Here is a 19,100-nt window from a genome sequence, read left to right on the forward strand (position 1 = left end):
GCGCTGGTCCCTATGGCGCCGCCGACACCAGGCCCGCGCCCGCGACTGCCACTACCGTTGACGCGAGGCCACGGCATAAAGATCCACAGCAATGGCCGGAGTACTAGCGGCACCGGCTCCCGCCCCGGGGGGTCCTGCCGCCCAGCCCCGGGATCAGCACCGCCGCCACCGCCAGGTGCATCAGAGCGAGAGTGACCCGGGTGCCGCCGTCCATGCCGTCGCCGATGAACGGCAGGAAGGAAACGGCCAGTACGGCGCCGGCCACCCCGGTCCAGATGGCGCGGGCGCGCCGTACGCCGAACCGCTCCAGGGCGGCCAGCAGTCCCCAGCCGCAGAGCGACGCGAGCAATGCGACGACCGCCACAGGCACGGCGCCGATGTCGAGCGTCTGCTCGCCGTCGGCGATCCGCAGCCGGTGCCCCAGCAGTGGGTCCGCGACCAGCCACACCAGGACGGAGGCCAGGACGGCCAGGGCCGTAACCCCCAGGCGCCCTCTGTGCGCGCTCACTTGGCGTCCCCCGAGAGTGCCCCGTGCAGGAAGACCTCCACCAGCTCCTGCGGGGTCAGGTCGGGCTCGTCCTTCGTACGCGGCTGGGTGAAGAGCAGCCCGATGAAGAGGGCCGCGATCTGCTCCGGCGGTCGGCGCAGGGCGGCCTTGTCGGGCTCCAGCAGCTCCGCGAGGGCCGCGCGGATACGGGTCGTCGACTCGTCGCGGCCTGCGCCGCGCACCGTGCCGGGGTGCTTGCCGCCGCCGTGCCCCAGCGAGCCGATGATCGCGCCGAGCCGGTCCATGTGCGCCTGCAGCGCCTCCGCCGCCTCCGCGAGCCGGTCGGGCAGCGGCTGGGATACGTCGATCGCGTCGAGCTCGCGGATCGCGTGCTCGGGGGAGAGCGCCTCCGCGATACAGGCTTGCAGCAACTCGTCCTTGTCGGCGAAAACCCGGAAGATCGTGCCCTCGCCGATGCCCGCGGCGCGGGCGATCTTCGCGGTCGTCACAGCCGAGCCGTACTCGGTGATCAGCGGGATCGCGGTCTGAATGATCATCTCGCGGCGCCGCTCCGGCGACATCCCGGGGGCGCGGCGACGGGCGGTCTGGTTCTCCTCAGGTGGTGTCATGACTGCGAGAGTACGGAGTGAGTCCTCACTCCGTCAATGAGTGAGGACTCACTCCGCTCGCGTTTCCTGTACTCGATTGCTGTCGGCGGCAGCCCTCCAAGATCCATAACTGCGACTGGAGTACTAGACCAGTACTAGACCGGCTCCTCGTACACATCGATCTCGGCGGGCACACGAGCAAGCAGCAGTTCGAGGTGCCCCTCCATGGCGGCGAGCCACTCATCGAGGTCCGCATCGGCGTCGTGGAAGAACCATGAGTTGAAGCTTCCCAGGGCGTCCAGGGGGGTTCGCACTCGTAGCGGAGTTCGCAGTGGATCTGTACGTAGTGGTCGTGCTCGCCGCCGTCGTCACCGATGTCGAACTGTCGCGTGAGGTCCACAGTGAACATCGGGCGCCCGCTGAAGGCGTACGTGCCGTACTGGAAGAGCAAGCCGTCCGAGTCGGGTGGCGGCGCGGTGGCAAAGCGCTGCCTCGCGAATCGCACGAAGGCCAGCCATGCAGCCCGCGTGGCCAACCCGGTCTTCGTCGATCGCCCAACCTCCAGCTCGGCATGCAGGACATCGAGGACTTCCTTCGTCCGCGGACTGTCGCGCACGTCAGCTCTCCTCGGTTCGTGAATCGGCACCCCAATGTCGTACGGGCCGGATGAGATCCAGCCCTGACCAGCGAGGCAGCCACCTCCCGGCTCGCAACGCTCAGCCACTGCTGCACGGAACCTGAGCCAGAACCCGTTCTCGTGAACGGAGCCAGCCAGGCGAGGCGGTTGCGCCGGTGTCCGGCGCTCAGCAGACCGCGCAGCTCCTTCTTCTCGCCCGCCTTCGGGCCGAAGATGGTGTGAGGGCCGCAAGTCCGTCGAGCTGCCGCACATGGTGACCCACGATCTGCGGCTTTTCTGCGCCTCCGCGCTCATCACCGGCGGCGCGAGCGCCAAGCAGGTGCAGCCCGTCCTCGGGCGCGCGTCCGTCATCACGCTGCGGATCCATGCGCACCTCTGGCCGGGCGAAGAAGACCGCACCCGGGCCGTCATGGACGCCGTGCTCGGCGGCATGCGGACCGGGTGCGGACTCGGAGACACTGCAACCAAGGAAATCGCAGGTCAAGAGGCATGATCGAAGATCAGGCCTTCTTGGTCTCCCAGAAGATGCGGTCGATCTCGGCGATGAGCTCCAGGGCCTTCTCGCCCGTCTTCGGGTCGGTCGAGGCCTTGGCCGCGGAGAGCGCCTTCAGGGTCTCGTTGACCAGCTGGTGCAGCTCCGGGTACTTCTCGAAGTGCGGGGGCTTGAAGTAGTCGCTCCAGAGCACCGACACGTGGTGCTTGGCGAGCTCCGCGCGCTGCTCCTTGATCACCGTGGCACGGGCCTGGAAGTGCGGGTCGTCGTTCGCGGCCATCTTCTCCTGAACGGCCTTGACCGACTCGGCCTCGATGCGGGCCTGGGCCGGGTCGTAGACACCGCAGGGGAGGTCGCAGTGTGCGCTGACCTTCACCTTGGGGGCAAACAGGCGGGAGAGCATTGAGCTGTCCTTCCTCGTGATCGTCTTCTCAGGTGGGACATTACTCCGTGAGAGGCGCGTTTTCGCGGGTGCCCCCTGGGGCTTAGGTCAAAAGTCCGGGGTGACCATGGGACGTGTGGCGGAACATACGGAAGGACCCGGAGGCGGTCGATGACGGAGCAAGGGCGGGAACCCGGCGCGCCCTTCGGGGTCGCGGAGGTGACGGGGCCCTCCATGCACCCCACGCTGGCACACGGGGACCGGCTGCTGGTGCACTACGGGGCGGCCGTCCGGGCCGGGGACGTGGCGGTGCTGCGGCACCCGCTGCAGCAGGACCTGCTGATCGTGAAGCGGGCGGTCGAGCGGCGCGAGGACGGCTGGTGGGTGCTGGGCGACAACCCGTACGCGGAGGGCGACAGCCGGCTGTTCGGCGCTGTGCCCGAGGACCTGCTGCTCGGCCGGGTGCGGGCGCGGTACCGCCCGCGCCCGCGGGGTCAGAGGTCGGCGCTCGGGCTGCTGGCCTGGGCGTTCTCCGCCGTGCGGCCCGTGCTCTCGGACCGCTCGGTCTCCAGGCGCTTGCGGGCCCGGTAGGCGGCGACGTTGGCGCGGGTCGCGCAGCGGTCCGAGCAGTAGCGGCGCGAGCGGTTCGTGGACGTGTCCAGGTAGGCGTTGCGGCAGGGCGCGGCCTGGCAGAGGCCGAGCCGGTCGACGCCGTACTCGGTGAGGTGGAAGGCGAGTCCCATCGCGGCGATCGCGGCGTAGCCGGAGGTCGCGTTGGACGGGTGGTCGGCGAGGTGCATGTGCCAGCGCGGCCGGCCTTCCTCGTCGAGGAAGTCGTGGCCGGAGATCTGCGGGCTGACGGGGAACTCCAGGAGCAGCGAGTTGAGCAGGTCGACGGCCTGGGTCTGGTCGCCCGAGTCCGCGGCGGTGAAGACCGCGCGGAGCCTGGCCCGTACCGACCGGAAGCGGGTGACGTCCGAGTCCGTGGCCCGGCGCGCCATCTGGGAGGCCGCGCCGAAGAGCTCGCGGACCGCCTCCACCGACGTGAGCGTGTCCTTGCTGCGGGCCGGCTCCTCGGTGTTGACCAGACGCACGGCGTAGTCCGAGTAAGAGGCCAGTTCCACTTGTAGTCCTTACGGATGAGGTCTAGTGTCGGCGATGGATGAGGTAAGTGATGCTCTGGTTACGAGGGTATTACGGACTGGAGGGGTACGGATGACCGAGAGCGCGGCCGCGACCGGAACCGACTGGCGGGCCTGGCAGGAGAGCTGGGACCGCCAGCAGGAGTGGTACATGCCCGACCGCGAGGAGCGGTTCCGGGTGATGCTGGACATGGTCGAGGCCTTCGCCGGCCCCGAGCCGAGAGTCCTGGACCTCGCCTGCGGTACGGGAAGTATCACGGACAGACTGCTCAAGCGGTTCCCGAAGGCGGAGAGTGTCGGGGTCGACCTCGACCCCGCGCTGCTGACCATCGCCGAGGGGTACTTCGCCGGTGACCGGCGCGTCACCTTCGTCACCGCCGACCTCAAGGACCCGGGCTGGACCGCGGCCCTCCCGCACACCTCGTACGACGCCGTACTGACCGCCACCGCGCTGCACTGGCTGCACGCCGAGCCCCTCGCCGCCCTCTACGGGCAGCTCGCCGGCCTGGTCGCGGACGGCGGCGTGTTCATGAACGCCGACCACATGAAGGACGACACCCCGCGCATCAACGCGGCCGAGCGCGCCCACCGGCACGCCGCCATGGAGCGGGCCAGGGCCGCCGGGGCGCTCGACTGGGCCGACTGGTGGGCCCTCGCGGCGGCGGACCCCGTCCTGGCCGGCCCCACCGCCCGACGCTTCGAGATCTACGGCGAGCACGCCGAAGGTGACACCCCGTCCGTCCGCTGGCACACCGAGACCCTGCGCGCCGCCGGCTTCGCCGAGGCCCGCCCCGTGTGGGCGTCGCCCTCCGACGCGCTGGTGCTGGCGCTGCGGTAAGCGGGCCCGGACGGGCGAACGCCGGAGGCGGCAGGGCATGCCCTGCCGCCTCCGGCGTTCGGTACGACGGTCCACCGAGCGTTACAGCACCTTGGAGAGGAAGGCTTTGGTGCGGTCGTGCTGGGGGTTGGTGAGGACGTCGCGGGGGTTGCCGGATTCGACGACGACGCCACCGTCCATGAAGACGAGGTTGTCGCCGACTTCGCGGGCGAAGCCCATTTCGTGGGTGACGACGACCATGGTCATGCCGTCCTCGGCGAGGCCGCGCATGACGTCGAGGACGTCGCCGACGAGCTCGGGGTCGAGGGCGGAGGTGGGCTCGTCGAAGAGCATCAGCTTGGGTTCCATCGCCAGGGCGCGGGCGATGGCGACGCGCTGCTGCTGGCCGCCGGAGAGCTGGGAGGGGTAGTTCCCGGCCTTGTCGCCGAGGCCGACGCGGTCGAGGAGCTTGAGGGCCCGTTCCCGGGCGACGGCCTTGGCCTCGCCCTTGACCTGGATGGGGGCTTCCATGACGTTCTCGACGGCGGTCATGTGGGGGAACAGGTTGAAGCGCTGGAACACCATGCCGATGTCACGGCGCTGGAGGGCGACCTCGCTGTCCTTGAGCTCGTAGAGCTTGTCGCCCTTCTGGCGGTAGCCGACGAGTTCGCCGTCGACCCAGAGCCGGCCCGCGTTGATCTTCTCCAGGTGGTTGATGCACCGGAGGAAGGTCGACTTGCCGGAGCCGGAGGGGCCGATGAGACAGAACACCTCACGGGGGGCTACCTCGAGGTCGATGCCCTTGAGGATGTGGGCGGCGCCGTAGGACTTGTGGACGCCTTCGGCCTTCACCATGGCGGTCATGTGTCACACCCCCCTGGGGCTCTGGAGGAATCGCAGATTCGTCTTGACCCGCTGCCATGGCGTGGGCGGCAGCTGGCGCAGCGAACCGCGGGCGTAGTACCGCTCGACGTAGTACTGGCCGACGCTGAAGACGCTCGTCAGGGCCAGGTACCAGATCGAGGCGACGATCAGCATCTCCATGATGGCGAAGGAGGTGGAGCCGATGTTCGTCGCTGCCCGGAGCAGGTCGGTGTACTGGACCGCCGACACCAGGGACGAGGTCTTGAGCAGGTTGATGAACTCGTTGCCGGTGGGCGGCACGATCACCCGCATCGCCTGGGGCAGCACGACCCGGCGCATGGTCTTGCCGTTGGACATGCCGAGCGCGTGCGACGCCTCGGTCTGGCCCTCGTCGACCGACTGGATGCCGGCCCGGACGATCTCGGCCATGTAGGCGCCCTCGTTCAGGCCCAGGCCCAGCAGGGCCACAAGGAACGGGGTCATGACGTCGACCATCTCGTCCTTGTAGAACCCGATGTTCAGGATCGGGAAGATCAGCGCCAAGTTGAACCAGAGCAGCAGCTGGACATACACCGGGGTGCCCCGGAAGAACCAGATGTACAGCCATGCCACGGCGCCGGTCACCGGGTTCTTCGACAGCCGCATCACCGCGAAGACGATGCCCAGCACCAGGCCGATGAGCATGGACAGAACACTGATGATGATCGTGTTCAGGGCACCCTGGAGGATCCTGCCGTCGAACAGGTAGTCCGTGATCGTGGCCCAGCGGATGTCGCCCTGCGCGAAGGCGAAGGCGAGCCAGCCGAGCAGTACCAGCACGACCGCGCCGGACACCCAACGGCCGTAGTGCCGTACCGGGATGGCCTTGATCTGCTCGGGGTGGGCCGTGGCGGTTGTTTCCTTGCTCGCGGACGAGCCCGTGGGGGGCTCGTCCGCGGGCGTCTTGTCGAACTTGTCAGTCACAGTGACTGCCCTTCAGTGGAACGCTCGAGACGGGGTACGCCAGACTTACTTACCGGCGTTGATGGTCGCCTCGGTGACCGCACTGCCCTTGACGTCCCACTTTTCCAGGACCTTGCCGTACTCGCCGTTCTTGATGATCGCGTCCAGGGCTTCCTTCAGCGCGTCACGCAGCTGGGTGTTGTCCTTGTCGACGGCGATACCGAACGGGCCGGCGTCCGTCTGGTCGCCCGCGACCTCGAAGTCGTTGCCGCCGCCCGCGGTCTTCGCGATGTGCGCGGCGACCGGGTAGTCGTTGAGGTCGGCCACGGCGCCGCCGGACTTCACGCGGGTCTGGGCCTCGGCGTCGGTGTCGAACGCCTCGATGGTGAGCTTGCCCTTGCCGTCCTTGGCGCACTTGGCGGCCTGGGCCTTGAAGGTGTCCTCGTAGATCGTGCCGCGCTGGACCGCGACCTTCTTGCCGCACAGGTCGTCGAGCGAGGTGACCTTCTGCGGGTTGCCCTTCTTGACCAGCAGCGAGACGCCCGAGTTGAAGTAGTCGACGAAGTCGACGCCCTCACCGGTCTTCTTGCCCTTGTCGTCCAGGCCCTCCTGGCGGGCCTTGGTGTCGCTCATGGCGGACATGACGATGTCCTGGCGTCCGGTGTTGAGCGAGGAGATGAGACCGTCGAAGGTGCCGGAGGTGAACTTGAACTCGACGCCGAGCTGCTTGCCGAGAGCCGCAGCGATGTCGGGGTCGATACCGACGATCTTGCCGCCCTCCTCGTACTCCATCGGGGCGTACGCCGCGTCCGTGCCGACCTTGATCACGCCGGCGTCCTGGTACTTCTTGGGCAGCTTGTCGAAGAGCGGCGCGCCGCTGCCGGCAGCGCTCTCCTTCACACCCGTGCCCGAGCCGGAGTTCGTCTGGTCACCGCAGGAGGTGAGCAGCAGGGCACCGGCGACCGCGATCGCGCTGACCGCGGCGATTCGGGACTTGGCGGCGGTCGAGCGGCGGGTGGTGCTTGCGGTCATGATCGTGGTCCTCCGGCAGGTGTGGGTTTGCCAGGCGTCGCGCACTCATCTTCGAGTGTCGACCTTGTGTGTTTCCGGCATCTTGCCATTCGGACTAGCCCATTCAGTGGGCTACGCATGTCAAAATCGGATAACGGGTGACCCCCGAAGCGCTACGGGCCGGTACATCAGGGCCGTACCAGCCGCATCATCTGCGGCCTTTCCTTCTTCCGACCGGAAGATCTTCGGACCGTCTCGGGATGCGGACGCCATTCATCGTGCTTTCTGCCAAGTGTTCCTGTCTTGTCAGCATATGTCGCTATGAGTCAGGTCACTGGGAGATCATGGACGGACCAATGGGCTCGTCTCCGGTGCCGTCCGTCCGGTAAGAAGGATCCTTACACCCCTCATCCGGGGCTCAGGGCGCGTTGTGCGGCGCGCCCGCGCGTACGTACCTCCCCCTGCCGGGGCGGGCCAACCATCCAGGGCAGGGAACGGACGCGGTGCCCGCCCACCCCTCCTCAACCAGGAGTGGCCACCCTCAACTGATGAAGACTTAAGGGGTCAAACGAACATGGCAGCGGAGATCGTCAATCCTGGCAGCGCCAGCGGGACGGAGAGTGCACCCGGGGACTCCGGCGAACCCTTCGATCCGGCCTTCGCGCTGCACCGCGGCGGCAAGATGGCCGTCCAGGCCACAGTGCCCGTCCGGAACAAGGACGACCTGTCCCTCGCATACACACCCGGTGTCGCCAAGGTGTGCACCGCGATCGCCGAGAAGCCGGAACTCGTCCACGACTACACCTGGAAATCGCAGGTGGTCGCGGTCGTGACCGACGGCACGGCGGTTCTCGGACTCGGAGACATCGGACCGGAAGCCTCCCTCCCCGTGATGGAGGGCAAGGCGATCCTCTTCAAGCAGTTCGGCGGCGTGGACGCCGTTCCGATCGCCCTCGCGACCACGGACACCGACGAGATCGTGGACACGGTCGTGCGGCTCGCCCCGTCCTTCGGCGGAGTGAACCTGGAGGACATCTCGGCGCCGCGGTGCTTCGAGATCGAGCGCAAGCTCCAGGAGCGGCTCGACATCCCGGTCTTCCACGACGACCAGCACGGCACCGCCGTGGTCACCCTCGCGGCCCTGCGCAACGCGGCCAAGCTGACCGGCCGGGGTCTGGGCGACCTGCGCGCCGTGATCTCGGGCGCGGGCGCGGCCGGTGTCGCCATCGCCAAGTTCCTCCTCGAGGCGGGGCTCGGCGACGTGGCGGTGGCCGACCGCAAGGGCATCGTCAGCCGTGACCGCGACGACCTGACCCCGGTCAAGCGGGAACTCGCGGAGATCACCAACCGGGCCGGCCTCAGCGGCTCGCTGGAGACGGCGCTGGCCGGCGCGGACGTCTTCATCGGCGTCTCGGGCGGCACGGTGCCGGAGCCCGCGGTCGCCTCGATGGCGCCGGGAGCCTTCGTCTTCGCGATGGCCAACCCGAACCCCGAGGTGCACCCGGACGTGGCGCACAAGTACGCCTCGGTCGTGGCCACCGGCCGCAGCGACTACCCCAACCAGATCAACAACGTCCTCGCGTTCCCGGGCATCTTCGCGGGCGCGCTGCAGGTGCGGGCCTCCCGGATCACCGAGGGCATGAAGATCGCGGCGGCGAACGCGCTGGCCGACGTGGTGGGCGACGCGCTCGCCCCGGACTACGTCATCCCGTCGCCGTTCGACGAGCGGGTCGCCCCGGCGGTCACCGCCGCGGTGGCGGCCGCGGCGCGAGCCGAGGGAGTGGCCCGGCGCTGACGACGCCCGTCGTCGGAGTCGGACGCCCCCCCCGACCGCCCCTTTCACGGCCCCGGACGCGCTGGACGCGTCCGGGGCCGTGGCACGTCCGCGCCGGGTCGCTCCGTCGGCGGCCCGGGTTCGGCCGGACGGGCGAGGGGACCCTCCTGAGGCCCCTCATGGGCCGGCCGGGGTTCGCGCTCGCAGCGCTGCCGGGTGGTGCCGTGGCGCGGACGGTTTCGGTCGTGGGGATGCCCGCGCGTTCCCGGGCCGGCCGGGGTCCGGGCCGGCAGGGGTCCGCGCCCGTGCCCGGGACGGCACGGCGTCCGCCCCGGCCCGGCGGTCCGGCGCCGACCCCCACCGCCGCGGGTCCCGCGGACGACCCGCCCGCATCCCCGCCCGTTACCCACGCCGTCTTCCCCGGTTCACCGCCAACTGCTGGGATTCGCAAGCCGAATGGAACAGGGGAGGCGTGAATGAATCTCGTGGTGAACGGTGACGCGGAGAGCGGGCCGGGCGGGTCCGCGGATCCGGTGGTTGACGTGAACGGCTGGGACGTGTGGGAGGGGGCGCCGGCGCTCGTCGCGTACAGCCTCGGGGGCGGTTACCCGACGGCGGCCGACCCCGGCCCGGCCTCCCGGGGCAGCCGCTTCTTCTCCGGCGGCAACAGCCCCCGCACCGCGCTCGTGCAGGACATCGTGCTGCCCGCGCAGGGCCGCACGGGGCGGCAGGCCGTCGACGCCGGCCGGGTCCGGTACACGCTCGCCGGCTGGCTCGGCGGGTACGCGGCCCAGGAGGACGGCGTCCGGCTGTCCGTGGAGTTCCGGGACGGCAGGGGCACGCCGGTCGCCCTGTCGGTGCTCGGCCCCGTCACGGCGGCCGAGCGGCAGTCCCGTACCGCGCTGCTGGAGCGCACCGCGTCCGCCGCGGTGCCGCCCGGCGCCCGCACCGCACGGGTGCTGCTCGTCTTCACCCGAAGCGGCGGCGGCACCTCGAACGACGGCTACGCCGACGCCGTCTCGCTCACCCTGACCGCCACCGCGAAGCCTTCCGGGGGACACCAGTGACCAGGCTCAACCGTCGTGATCTGCTCAAGGCCGCCGGCGCCGCCGGTGCCCTGAACCTCGCCTGGCCGCTGAGCGCCGGGCTCACGCCCGCGCAGGCCCGCGAGGCGGCGGAGGCGCTCGGCGCGGACTACGACCCCGCGCCGTTCACCCTCGGCGTCGCCTCCGGCGACCCGCAGACCGGCAGCGTCCTGCTGTGGACGCGGCTGGCGCCGGAACCGCTGGCGGGCGAGCAGCCGCTGCCCGAGATCGTTGAGGTCGACTGGGTCGTCGCCACCGACCCGGCGCTGCGGCGCGTCGTCGCCCGCGGTACGGCCCCCGCGTCCGCGACCCTGGGGCACAGCGTCCACGTCCCGGTCTCCGGGCTCCGCCCGGGCACCCGCTACTGGTACGCCTTCACGGCGCTCGGCAGGACCAGCCGCACCGGCCGCACCAGGACCGCGCCCGCCGGGCACGTCGCCTCCGTCCGCTTCGCCGCCGCCAACTGCCAGGCGTTCCACGACGGCTTCTACGCGGCACACCGCGGGATCGCCCGGGAGGACGTCGACTTCGTCGTCCACCTCGGCGACTACATATACGAGCACGGCCAGGTGGGCGGTGTCCCGGCCGACCACGTCCGCGACCACGAGGGCGGCGAGATCTTCACCGTCGCCGACTACCGTCGCCGGCACGCCCTCTACAAGGGCGACCGCTCGCTGCGCGAGGCCCACGCCGCCCACCCCTGGTTCCTCACCTGGGACGACCACGAGGTCGTCAACGACTACTCGGGGACCGGCGGCGGCGCCCCGTTCATGAAGCGCCGCGCCGCCGCGTACCAGGCCTGGTACGAGAACATGCCGCACCGCGACGCCGGAGCCGCCGCGCTGCCCGACCCCGAGATCCACCGGACCCGCCGCTGGGGCGACCTGCTGGAGCTGACCGTCCTCGACCTGCGTTCCCACCGGTCCGCCCAGAACCTGCCGGACGGCACCATCCTCGGCGCCCGGCAGAAGTCCTGGCTGAAGCGGAACGTCGACCGGGCGCCGGACACCTGGCACGTCTGGGCCAACTCGATCATGCTGAGCCAGCTCCGCGGCCGCCCCGGCGGTTCGTACATGTTCACCGACCAGTGGGACGGCTTCCTCGCCGAGCGCAAGGAAGTCCTGGGCCATGTGCAGGGCAGCGGCCTGGAGGACCTCGTCGTCATCACCGGCGACTGGCACTCCGCCTTCGTCGACGACATCCGGCCCGACTACGACGACCCCTCCTCGCCCGTGATCGGCACGGAGTTCACGGCGCACTCCGTCACCTCGGGGGCGTACTCGGCCGACTGGAACAAGGCCAACGGCCCTCTGATGGGCGCGGCCAACCCGCATCTGAAGTACTTCGAGGGCAACCGCTACGGCTACGACGTCTACGAGGTCACACCGCGCCGGTTCAGTGCCCACATGCGGGTCGTCGCCGACCGCCGGGACCCGGTCTCGCCCGTCACCACCCTGACCACGTTCCACGTGGACCGCGGGACGGCGGGCTCGTACGAGGACCCGGCGACGAAGAACTCGCCCGCCCAGTGGCGGAGGGACGGGTAGGGGCGAAACCGGGAGGTGCCCTGCGCAGCCCGGGTCCCCCAGGGACGTGTGTCACACCGGTGCGCGGTTCCGCCGCGCACCGGCCCGCCCTACGCTCAAGGTCATGTTCGCCGCATACGCTGCCCGCATCGACCGCGACCAGCCGCTGAACGGCCTGGAGCTGGGTGACCGCCCGGCCCCCGAGTCCCGTCCCGGTTGGACCACCATCAACGTCAAGGCCGCCTCCCTCAACCACCACGACCTGTGGTCGCTGCGCGGAGTGGGCCTCGCCGAGGACAAGCTCCCGATGATCCTCGGCTGCGACGCCGCCGGCGTCGACGCGGACGGGAACGAGGTGGTGCTCCACTCGGTCATCGGCCAGAGCGGCCACGGCGTCGGCCCGGACGAGCCGCGCTCCATCCTCACCGAGAGGTACCAGGGCACCTTCGCCGAGCAGGTCGCCGTCCCCAGCTGGAACGTCCTGCGCAAGCCGAAGGAGCTCTCCTTCGAGGAGGCCGCGTGCCTCCCCACCGCCTGGCTGACCGCCTACCGCATGCTCTTCACCAACGCCGGGGTCCGGCCGGGCGACTCGGTGCTCGTCCAGGGTGCCGGCGGCGGAGTCGCCACCGCCGCGATCGTGCTCGGCAAGGCCGCGGGCCTCCGCGTCTTCGCCACGAGCCGCGACGAGGCCAAGCGCAAGCGCGCCGTGGACCTGGGCGCGGTCGAAGCGTTCGAGCCCGGCGCGCGGCTGCCCCGGCGCGTCGACGCCGTGATCGAGACCGTCGGCGCGGCCACCTGGTCGCATTCGGTCAAGTCGCTCCGCCCCGGCGGCACGCTGGTGATCTCCGGCGCGACCAGTGGGGACCGGCCCTCGCACGCCGAGCTGACCAGGATCTTCTTCCTGGAGCTGAAGGTGGTCGGCTCCACCATGGGCACCAAGGACGAATTGGAGGACCTGCTCTCCTTCTGCGCCGCGACGGGCGTCCGGCCGGTGATCGACGAGGTGCTGCCGCTGGACAGGGCGCGCGAGGGCTTCGCGAAGATGGCCTCCGGCGAGCTCTTCGGGAAGATTGTCCTGACCAACTCTTGATGACCCGTCAGTTCCGCTGATGGGATCTCCGGCACTGCCGATCCGCGCCGTGCCGGAGGTCCCGTATGCGCCGCCCACTCGCCGCACTCGTCGGCCTGCTCCTCCTCCTGGTCCTGACCGGTGGCGCGCCCGCCGCCGCGGACCCCCGCCCCGTGCAGCGGGCCGTGCCCCGGCTCACCGACGACCACGGCCGTGTCCTCACCCTGCGCGGCTGGAACGTCGAGGACAAGGCGCACCGCGGTGAGCAGGCCCTGTCCGCCATCACCGAGCGTCATTTCCGCGACCTGCGCGCCCAGGGCTTCGGCTTCGCCCGGCTGCTGGTGTTCTGGGACGACCTCGAGCCGGTCCGCGGCCGCTACAGCGAGCGGTACCTCGACAGGATCGGACGTGTCCTGGACTGGGCGCACAAGCATCGCGTCCGGGTCGTGATCGACGCCCACCAGGACGTCTTCGGCCCCGCGTTCGGGCACAGGGGCATCCCCGAATGGGCGACCCGTACGGACGGCCTGCCGTTCACCCCGCACCCCGACGACTGGTTCGCCGAGTACTTCGAGCCGGCCGTGCAGCGGGCGTTCACCCATCTGTACGAGGACGCCGATCTGCGGCGGGCCCAGGCCCGGATGTGGCGGGTGCTCGCCGAGCGCTTCGAGGGCCATCCGGCCGTGCTCGGCTACGACCTCGTCAACGAGCCCATGGGCGAGCTGCGCGAGGGCGAGGACCTGGCGACGGCCGCCCGCCGTATCGAGCGCGAGCAGCTCACCCCGATGTACAACCGCCTGGCCGACGCGGTCCGTTCGGCCGACGACGACAGCTGGCTCTTCGTCGAGCCCACCCCGATCGTCGGCGAGGGCGTCCCCACCGGACTCGGCCGGATCCACGACCCGAAGGTCGTCTACGCCCCGCACTTCTACAACGCCGCGATGGAGGCCGGGGCGGACTACGACCCCGAGGCCGGCTGGATCGAGTCCTACGAGGCCGCGGTCACCGAGTATCCGAGGCGGTACGGGGTGCCCGTCGTCGTGGGGGAGTGGGGTCCGCTGAACAACTCGCTGCCGAACATGGGCCGCTTCTACCGCGACGCCCTGGCCTCGATGGGCCGGTACGGCTCGGGCTGGGCGGGTTACGTCTGGTGCTACGGGGGCGGGTACTGCGCGCTGGACGAGTCGGGCCGCTTCCGTGCGAACAAGGAGCTCACGGCGACGCCCTACGCACCGGCCGTCGCGGGGGTGGTGCGCGAGGAGCGCTGGGACCCGGAGCGCGGGGTGTACCGGCTGGTGTACGAGGCGCGCGGATCCCGGCCCACGGAGCTGTCGTTGCCGAGGGGCGAGCGGGGATGGCGGGTCACGGTGTCGGGCGGGGTGCGGATCGGCGACCTGGTGCTCGCCCGGCCGGGCGAGCGGGTCGGTGTGCTTGTCAACCGACGTTGACGGTCGCCAATTGTCAATGTAAGTTGACAGGCATGACCGAAGCAACCGATCTCGCCGAGCGGGCGGGCGACCGCGACCCGCGCGTCGGGCTGCGTGCCGTCGCCGCGCTGCGGCGGCTGCTGGAGCAACTGGAGGCCGTCCAGGTACGGAGCGCCCGCAACCAGGGCTGGTCGTGGCAGGAGATCGCGGCCGAGCTGGGCGTGAGCAGGCAGGCCGTGCACAAGAAGTACGGGAGGCAGTGATGTTCGAACGGTTCAGCCGAGGCGCACGCGCCGTGGTGACCGGTGCGGTCGGGCACGCGGAGCGGGCGGGTGCCGGTGAGATCACCGAGGAGCACATGCTGCTCGCCCTGTTCGACCAGGAGGGCACGAAGGCGTCCTTCGCCTTCCGTGCGCTCGGGGTCGCCGACCGGCGCGCGTCCGTCGAAGCCGCGCTGGAGGACGCCCGGCGCCGGGGCGGTCTATCGGAGGCGGACGCGGAGGCGCTGGCGGGCCTCGGGATCGACGTCGGCGCGATCGTGTCCCGCGTCGAGGAGACGCACGGCGCGGGGGTGCTCGCCGGCGACCGTCCGACGTCCCCCGCTCCGGGGAAGGGGTGGAGGTCCGGCCACCGCCCCTTCACCCGCGAGGCGAAGGGCGTGCTGGAGAAGTCCCTCCGCATCGCGGTCGGCCGCCGCGACCGCACGATCGGCGACGAGCACATCCTGCTGGCGCTGTCGGTCGGGCGGGGTGTGGTGTCGGAGGTGCTGGCGTCGCACGGGGCCACGTACGAGTCGCTGGAACGGACGATGTTCCCGCGGGTGTGAGGGGTCGCGGCCGGCTCGGGCCCCTGCGGCCGGTGCCCCCGGGCGCACCCGAGCGCGCGGGACGGGCCCGGCATCCCGGCCCGGCGGGGTCCCGCGGAGGAAGGGCGGCCGGAGACTCCGGTCCGCCGGGTCCCGCGGAGGAAGTGCGAGGGGCGAGGCGGTCGCACCGGCCCGCGTGGGACCGGAACGCGCCGGCGGCGTTCCGCGCGCCGCCCCGGGATGCGCGAGTCCCGAGCGCCGGCGCCACCGGACCGCACGCGAAGCGCGGGACTCCCTGGTGCGCGCGAAGTGCCGGCCCCCGGGGCGCGCAGGCGCAGGTGTCACGCCCCGGGCGTGACACCTGCGCGGTGTTCACCCGCGGTGTTCACCCGCCCCCGCGCAGCAGCGCCGAGATGTGCGCCGCCGCCGTCGACAAGTGGCGGCGTGCCTCGCCGAGTTGGGACGCCGTCACGCCGTGGTCGCGGGCCGCGTCGCGGACGTCGTCCCGGAAGCGGTCCAGGAGGCGTTCGAGGTCGCGCGCGGGGTCGCCCGACTCCGCCGTGTCCTTCGCCCATTCGGGGCCCGCATCGGCCGGATCGGGCTTGCCGTGCGGCGGCCATGCCGTGCCGCGCGCGGCCAGTCCGCCCAGCTGCGCGGTCAGTTCGGAGAGCCCCTCCCTCACGCCCGTCGGCCAGTCACCGCGAGCGAAGTGCCCCTGGACCTGGTCCTGGACCTGGCGGGCGATGCGCTGGACCTCGTCGCGCGCACGGTCCTGCGCCTCCCTGGCCTGGCGTCGGGCGGTCTGCGCCTCCTCGCGGGCCCGGCGCGACTCGTCCTTCGCCCGGCGCGCCTGCTCCTTCCACTCCTGCTTGGCGCGGCGCAGCTCCTCCTTCGTGGCCTGCCAGGCGTCGTCGCCTGCACCGGAGCCGCCGGCGCTGCGGCTCTCCGTCGCGGCCGCGCGCATCTCGCTGCGCAACTGGCCCGCGGCGCCGCGCACGTCGTCGCGGATCTCCGCGGCCAGTTCGGAGACGGACTCGCGGATCTCGAGTTCGAGGTCGGCGAGCTCCCCGCTGCGGCCCGCGAGCTCCTCGCGGCCGGCGTCGGTGATCGAGTAGACCTTGCGCCCGCCCTCGGTGGCGTGGGTGACCAGGCCCTCGGCCTCGAGCTTGGCCAGGCGCGGATAGACGGTGCCCGCGGACGGCGCGTAGAGCCCCTGGAAACGCTCCTCCAGCAGGCGGATGACCTCGTACCCGTGGCGCGGGGCCTCGTCGAGGAGCTTCAGCAGATACAGGCGGAGTCGGCCGTGGGCGAATACGGGGGGCATGTCAGAGGGCCTTTCCTGTCTCGTCCTCGTACGGTTCCTCCGCCCGGGGCGGACGGCGCAGGAGGGCGATGGACCCGGACACGGTGGTGGCCCGCAGGGAACCGCTGCCCGCGCCGAGTGTGCCGGTGATCTTCTTGGCGCCCCATTGTCCGCTGACCCGCAGGTCCTCGAAGGCGTTGGAGACCGCGCCGCTCGCGGTGTTGGCCTCGACGCGGGCGTCCGCGGGGTGCGGCAGCCGGATGGCCACCTCGCCCGAGACGTTGGTGAGGCGGATGTCCGTGGGCGTTCCGTCGAGGTCGATCGCCATGTCGCCGCTGACGGAGTCGGCCCGTACGGACGAGCCCGCCCCCTCGATCACGGTCAGGTCCCCGGAGACGGACTGGAAGCGCAGATCGCCGGTGACGCCTTGGGCCTCCAGGCTGCCGGAGACGGTCTCGGCCCGGACGGTGCCGGAGAGCCCGACGAGCGTCGTGTCCCCGCTGACGCCCCGGACGTCCGTGCGCCCGCGGATGCCGGAGACGACCGCTCCGGCGCCGACGACGCCGACCTCGACGGTCGCGTCGGCGGGCACGGCGAGGGACACCACCGCGTGGCGGTGCCACCCCTTGCGGTCGAGCAGCTTGAGGAAGCCCTTCCAGGGCAGGTCCTCGTAGGCGACGGAGACGGTGGAGCCGGACCTCGTCACGATCAGCGGCGGGCCCTCGATCTCGGAGACCTCCAGCCGGGCGGAACTCTCGTCGGTTCCGACGACGTTCACCGCCCCGTTGACGATGCGCACGTTGAGGGACGTCACGGGCTCGTCGAAGGTGAGCTTCGTCGGCTCGGCGACTTCCCATGTCGAGTCGGGCATGGTGCTGACCTCCCGGCCTGCCTGGGACGCAACATATCGCGTCTTCTCCGCAACACGATATATCGCGGTGACCGGAAGTCAAGGGGCGCTTGTGAGGGGTGGCGGCAAATGCGGGCAAAGTGCCTTAGCGTGTGGCGCATGAACGCGACTTCCGCAGGCGGACTGCTGCTCTGCCGGGCCGAGTACGACGTCATCGGGCCCGCGGTCCCACTGCTGCGTGAGCCGTTCCTCCTCGCCCCGGCGGGCCGTGGCTGGAGCGCGCTCGTGCCGGAGGGGGAGCCGTGGCCGGGCGGCGCGGAACCCGTGGACCGGGTGCTCTCCGGCTGGGCCACGGCGCTCGCCGTGGCCACCGACCACCCCCTGCTCGCGCTCTGGTGGGACGAGGACCGCGCGGGCTTCACGCTCGCCACGGGGTTCCGCCGCCCGGTCGGCTACGTCTGGCTCGCGGACGGCACACCGGCGGGGGAGGACGAGGCGATGCACACGTTCGCAGCCCGGCTCGGCCTCGACCCCGTACTGGACCTCCAGGCCCTGGAAGCGCTCACCCGCCCCGAGCCGGATGCCGGCGCCCGCGCCCGGCTGATCGGGCTCACCGCGGTCCTGGGCCGTACCGGCCTCGTCCTGCCCGAGGGCGTCGTCCCGGGCGGGCAGACGGACGGCATCCGCGCCGCCGCCCGGGCGGCGGCCGTACGGGAAGAACAAGAAGCGGCGGCGGGGCAGGAGCGCGGTCACACCGCGCACGCCCTCGGGCACCGGCCGACGGGCCCGAGCGTTCCGGCCATCGTGCAGATCGCCGCCGGATTCCCGCTGACCGTCTGGGGTCTCGCCCGCCGCAGCGCGGGGTGGACGGTCGCAGGGGCCGTGCTGCTCGCCCACGGCGCCCTTGCGCTGGCCCGCGACCGCGGGCCGGTGCGGTGACGGCCGGGATCGCGGACGGGTGGTGGTGACGGCCGGGACCGCGGGCCGGTGCGGTGACGGCCGGGGAGCCGCCCCCGCTACTCCTCGTCGTCCTCGTCGTCGAGCCGCGCCAGCCAGGTGGCCAGCCGCTCGACCGGCACCTCGAAGTCCGGGTTGAGATCGACGAACGTGCGCAGCTGCTCGGCGAGCCACTCGAAGGTGACCTCCTCCTCGCCGCGCCGCTTCTCCAGCTCCTCGATGCCACGGTCGGTGAAGTACATGGCCACCAGCCTAATGCGCCCCGCGCGTCGGTCCGGCCGGTGCCGGCGGCCGCCCGGACCGGCACCCGGGCCGTTCGCCCGCACCGGCGCCGCTACCGGGGTTAATCTGCGGGCAGTTGAGGGAACGGGGGATGCCATGGGGGACTCCGAGGCACGTGTCACGCGCATCGTCCTGCCGGACGGCACACCGGTCTGGGCGCGGATCTCCGGGGCCGCGGAACTGGAGCGGCCCGGGCCCGGCGGGGAGCCGGGCGGACTGCCGTACAGCGACACCGGTTTCGCCGAGCAGGTGCAGGCCAGGATGGAGAGCCTGCACGGGGTCGTCACGGGGGTCGCCCGTTCGCTCGCCGGGCCCCTGCGGGCGGTGCGTCCCGACGAGGTCAGCGTCGAGTTCGGCATCGAGCTCACCGCCAAGGCGGGAAAGGTGGTCGGGCTCCTCGCGGACGGTGAGGCCAAGGGGGCCATCAAGGTCACGCTCACCTGGAACGGTGGACCGCCCGACGGCGATCCGGCCCCGCCCGCGCAGACGCTCGTTCCGCCCGCGCAGGCGCCCGTTCCGCCCGCGCCACCCGTGCCGCCGCGGCCCCCGGCCCAGGTGCCGCGGACGGCGCCGGGCGCACCGGCGCATCCGGACGGCACCCTGCCGCCCGGCGGCGGCCGGTCATGACCGACGGGTGGC

Annotated in this window: 22 protein-coding genes and 1 pseudogene; 12 read left to right on the plus strand and 11 right to left on the minus strand. The window is 71.5% G+C overall.

The features are described from left to right. Positions 1–103: 103 nt before the first annotated feature. The 3 genes from BLT82_RS05135 to BLT82_RS37060 all read right to left on the minus strand — a co-directional run bounded on the left by BLT82_RS05135 (position 104) and on the right by BLT82_RS37060 (position 1,409). Positions 104–508, minus strand: coding sequence for a DUF6069 family protein (locus BLT82_RS05135; protein WP_167745961.1), 405 nt, complete (start codon positions 506–508; stop codon positions 104–106). Next, positions 505–1,116, minus strand: a complete 612-nt coding sequence (locus BLT82_RS05140) for a TetR/AcrR family transcriptional regulator (RefSeq protein ID WP_093652586.1) — start codon at positions 1,114–1,116, stop codon at positions 505–507. The genes BLT82_RS05135 and BLT82_RS05140 overlap by 4 nt, the downstream gene beginning before the upstream one ends. 134 nt (positions 1,117–1,250) lie before the next feature. Next, positions 1,251–1,409, minus strand: coding sequence for a hypothetical protein (locus BLT82_RS37060; RefSeq protein ID WP_167745962.1), 159 nt, complete (start codon positions 1,407–1,409; stop codon positions 1,251–1,253). Between the two features lie 543 nt (positions 1,410–1,952). Between BLT82_RS37060 and BLT82_RS05145 the strand changes: the two are divergent. Continuing rightward, positions 1,953–2,225 (plus strand): annotated as a pseudogene (locus tag BLT82_RS05145) (tyrosine-type recombinase/integrase); the annotation flags it as partial. Between the two features lie 7 nt (positions 2,226–2,232). Here BLT82_RS05145 and sodN read toward each other — a convergent pair. Beyond that, positions 2,233–2,628, minus strand: coding sequence for a superoxide dismutase, Ni (gene sodN, locus BLT82_RS05150; protein ID WP_093652587.1), 396 nt, complete (start codon positions 2,626–2,628; stop codon positions 2,233–2,235). Between the two features lie 150 nt (positions 2,629–2,778). Between sodN and sodX the strand changes: the two genes are divergently transcribed. Next, on the plus strand, positions 2,779–3,198 hold the full coding sequence (sodX, locus tag BLT82_RS05155) for a nickel-type superoxide dismutase maturation protease (RefSeq protein WP_093652588.1): 420 nt from the start codon (positions 2,779–2,781) through the stop codon (positions 3,196–3,198). Here the strand turns inward: sodX and BLT82_RS05160 are convergent. Then, positions 3,102–3,731: a CGNR zinc finger domain-containing protein gene (locus BLT82_RS05160; protein WP_093652589.1), complete on the minus strand. Its 630-nt coding sequence runs from the start codon at positions 3,729–3,731 to the stop codon at positions 3,102–3,104. The two genes, sodX and BLT82_RS05160, sit on opposite strands and share 97 nt — an antisense overlap. A gap of 91 nt (positions 3,732–3,822) precedes the next feature. On the opposite strand from BLT82_RS05160, the gene BLT82_RS05165 reads away from it, so the two are divergent. Further along, positions 3,823–4,587: a class I SAM-dependent methyltransferase gene (locus BLT82_RS05165; protein ID WP_093652590.1), complete on the plus strand. Its 765-nt coding sequence runs from the start codon at positions 3,823–3,825 to the stop codon at positions 4,585–4,587. A gap of 81 nt (positions 4,588–4,668) precedes the next feature. Here BLT82_RS05165 and BLT82_RS05170 read toward each other — a convergent pair whose 3' ends face one another. The 3 genes from BLT82_RS05170 to BLT82_RS05180 are packed head-to-tail and all read right to left on the minus strand — an operon-like array spanning position 4,669 to position 7,404. Beyond that, the gene (locus tag BLT82_RS05170; protein WP_093652591.1) at positions 4,669–5,430 is read right to left on the minus strand and encodes an amino acid ABC transporter ATP-binding protein; all 762 of its coding nucleotides are present in this window, start codon (positions 5,428–5,430) and stop codon (positions 4,669–4,671) included. Between the two features lie 3 nt (positions 5,431–5,433). Further along, positions 5,434–6,393, minus strand: a complete 960-nt coding sequence (locus BLT82_RS05175; protein ID WP_093652592.1) for an amino acid ABC transporter permease — start codon at positions 6,391–6,393, stop codon at positions 5,434–5,436. Positions 6,394–6,438: 45 nt separating this feature from the next. Then, on the minus strand, positions 6,439–7,404 hold the full coding sequence (locus BLT82_RS05180) for an ABC transporter substrate-binding protein (RefSeq protein WP_093652593.1): 966 nt from the start codon (positions 7,402–7,404) through the stop codon (positions 6,439–6,441). 553 nt (positions 7,405–7,957) lie between these two features. Between BLT82_RS05180 and BLT82_RS05185 the strand changes: the two genes are divergently transcribed. The 7 genes from BLT82_RS05185 (at position 7,958) to BLT82_RS05215 (ending at position 15,090) form a co-directional block, all read left to right on the plus strand. Continuing rightward, a complete protein-coding gene (locus BLT82_RS05185; protein ID WP_093652594.1) occupies positions 7,958–9,178 on the plus strand; it encodes an NAD(P)-dependent malic enzyme in 1,221 nt (406 codons plus the stop codon). Between the two features lie 455 nt (positions 9,179–9,633). After that, positions 9,634–10,224, plus strand: a complete 591-nt coding sequence (locus BLT82_RS05190; RefSeq protein ID WP_093652595.1) for a phosphoesterase — start codon at positions 9,634–9,636, stop codon at positions 10,222–10,224. Next, on the plus strand, positions 10,221–11,789 hold the full coding sequence (locus BLT82_RS05195; RefSeq protein ID WP_093652596.1) for an alkaline phosphatase D family protein: 1,569 nt from the start codon (positions 10,221–10,223) through the stop codon (positions 11,787–11,789). Before BLT82_RS05190 ends, BLT82_RS05195 begins: the two co-directional genes overlap by 4 nt. 103 nt (positions 11,790–11,892) lie before the next feature. After that, positions 11,893–12,858, plus strand: a complete 966-nt coding sequence (locus BLT82_RS05200; RefSeq protein WP_093652597.1) for a zinc-binding dehydrogenase — start codon at positions 11,893–11,895, stop codon at positions 12,856–12,858. Positions 12,859–12,923: 65 nt separating this feature from the next. Next, the gene (locus tag BLT82_RS05205; protein WP_093652598.1) at positions 12,924–14,285 is read left to right on the plus strand and encodes a cellulase family glycosylhydrolase; all 1,362 of its coding nucleotides are present in this window, start codon (positions 12,924–12,926) and stop codon (positions 14,283–14,285) included. 32 nt (positions 14,286–14,317) lie between these two features. Further along, complete coding sequence (locus BLT82_RS05210; RefSeq protein ID WP_018571396.1) at positions 14,318–14,527, plus strand: helix-turn-helix domain-containing protein; 210 nt, start codon at positions 14,318–14,320, stop codon at positions 14,525–14,527. Then, the gene (locus BLT82_RS05215) at positions 14,527–15,090 is read left to right on the plus strand and encodes a Clp protease N-terminal domain-containing protein (protein ID WP_093652599.1); all 564 of its coding nucleotides are present in this window, start codon (positions 14,527–14,529) and stop codon (positions 15,088–15,090) included. The genes BLT82_RS05210 and BLT82_RS05215 overlap by 1 nt, the downstream gene beginning before the upstream one ends. A gap of 364 nt (positions 15,091–15,454) precedes the next feature. On the opposite strand, the gene BLT82_RS05220 is transcribed toward BLT82_RS05215, so the two are convergent. Together BLT82_RS05220 and BLT82_RS05225 are read right to left on the minus strand one after the other, a co-directional pair. After that, a complete protein-coding gene (locus BLT82_RS05220) occupies positions 15,455–16,393 on the minus strand; it encodes a PadR family transcriptional regulator (RefSeq protein WP_093652600.1) in 939 nt (312 codons plus the stop codon). Between the two features lies 1 nt (position 16,394). Next, positions 16,395–17,243 (minus strand): DUF4097 family beta strand repeat-containing protein, encoded by an 849-nt coding sequence (locus BLT82_RS05225; RefSeq protein ID WP_093652601.1) that lies wholly within the window; start codon positions 17,241–17,243, stop codon positions 16,395–16,397. A 138-nt stretch (positions 17,244–17,381) separates the two neighbouring features. On the opposite strand from BLT82_RS05225, the gene BLT82_RS05230 reads away from it, so the two are divergent. Then, a complete protein-coding gene (locus tag BLT82_RS05230) occupies positions 17,382–18,161 on the plus strand; it encodes a hypothetical protein (RefSeq protein WP_093652602.1) in 780 nt (259 codons plus the stop codon). A 77-nt stretch (positions 18,162–18,238) separates the two neighbouring features. Here BLT82_RS05230 and BLT82_RS05235 read toward each other — a convergent pair whose 3' ends face one another. Further along, positions 18,239–18,421, minus strand: a complete 183-nt coding sequence (locus BLT82_RS05235; protein ID WP_005312030.1) for a DUF6104 family protein — start codon at positions 18,419–18,421, stop codon at positions 18,239–18,241. Between the two features lie 136 nt (positions 18,422–18,557). Between BLT82_RS05235 and BLT82_RS05240 the strand changes: the two genes are divergently transcribed. Next, positions 18,558–19,088 (plus strand): CU044_2847 family protein, encoded by a 531-nt coding sequence (locus tag BLT82_RS05240; protein ID WP_093652603.1) that lies wholly within the window; start codon positions 18,558–18,560, stop codon positions 19,086–19,088. The last annotated feature ends 12 nt before the right edge of the window (positions 19,089–19,100 follow it).

The organism is Streptomyces wuyuanensis, assembly GCF_900103455.1.
GTDB lineage: Bacteria > Actinomycetota > Actinomycetes > Streptomycetales > Streptomycetaceae > Streptomyces > Streptomyces wuyuanensis.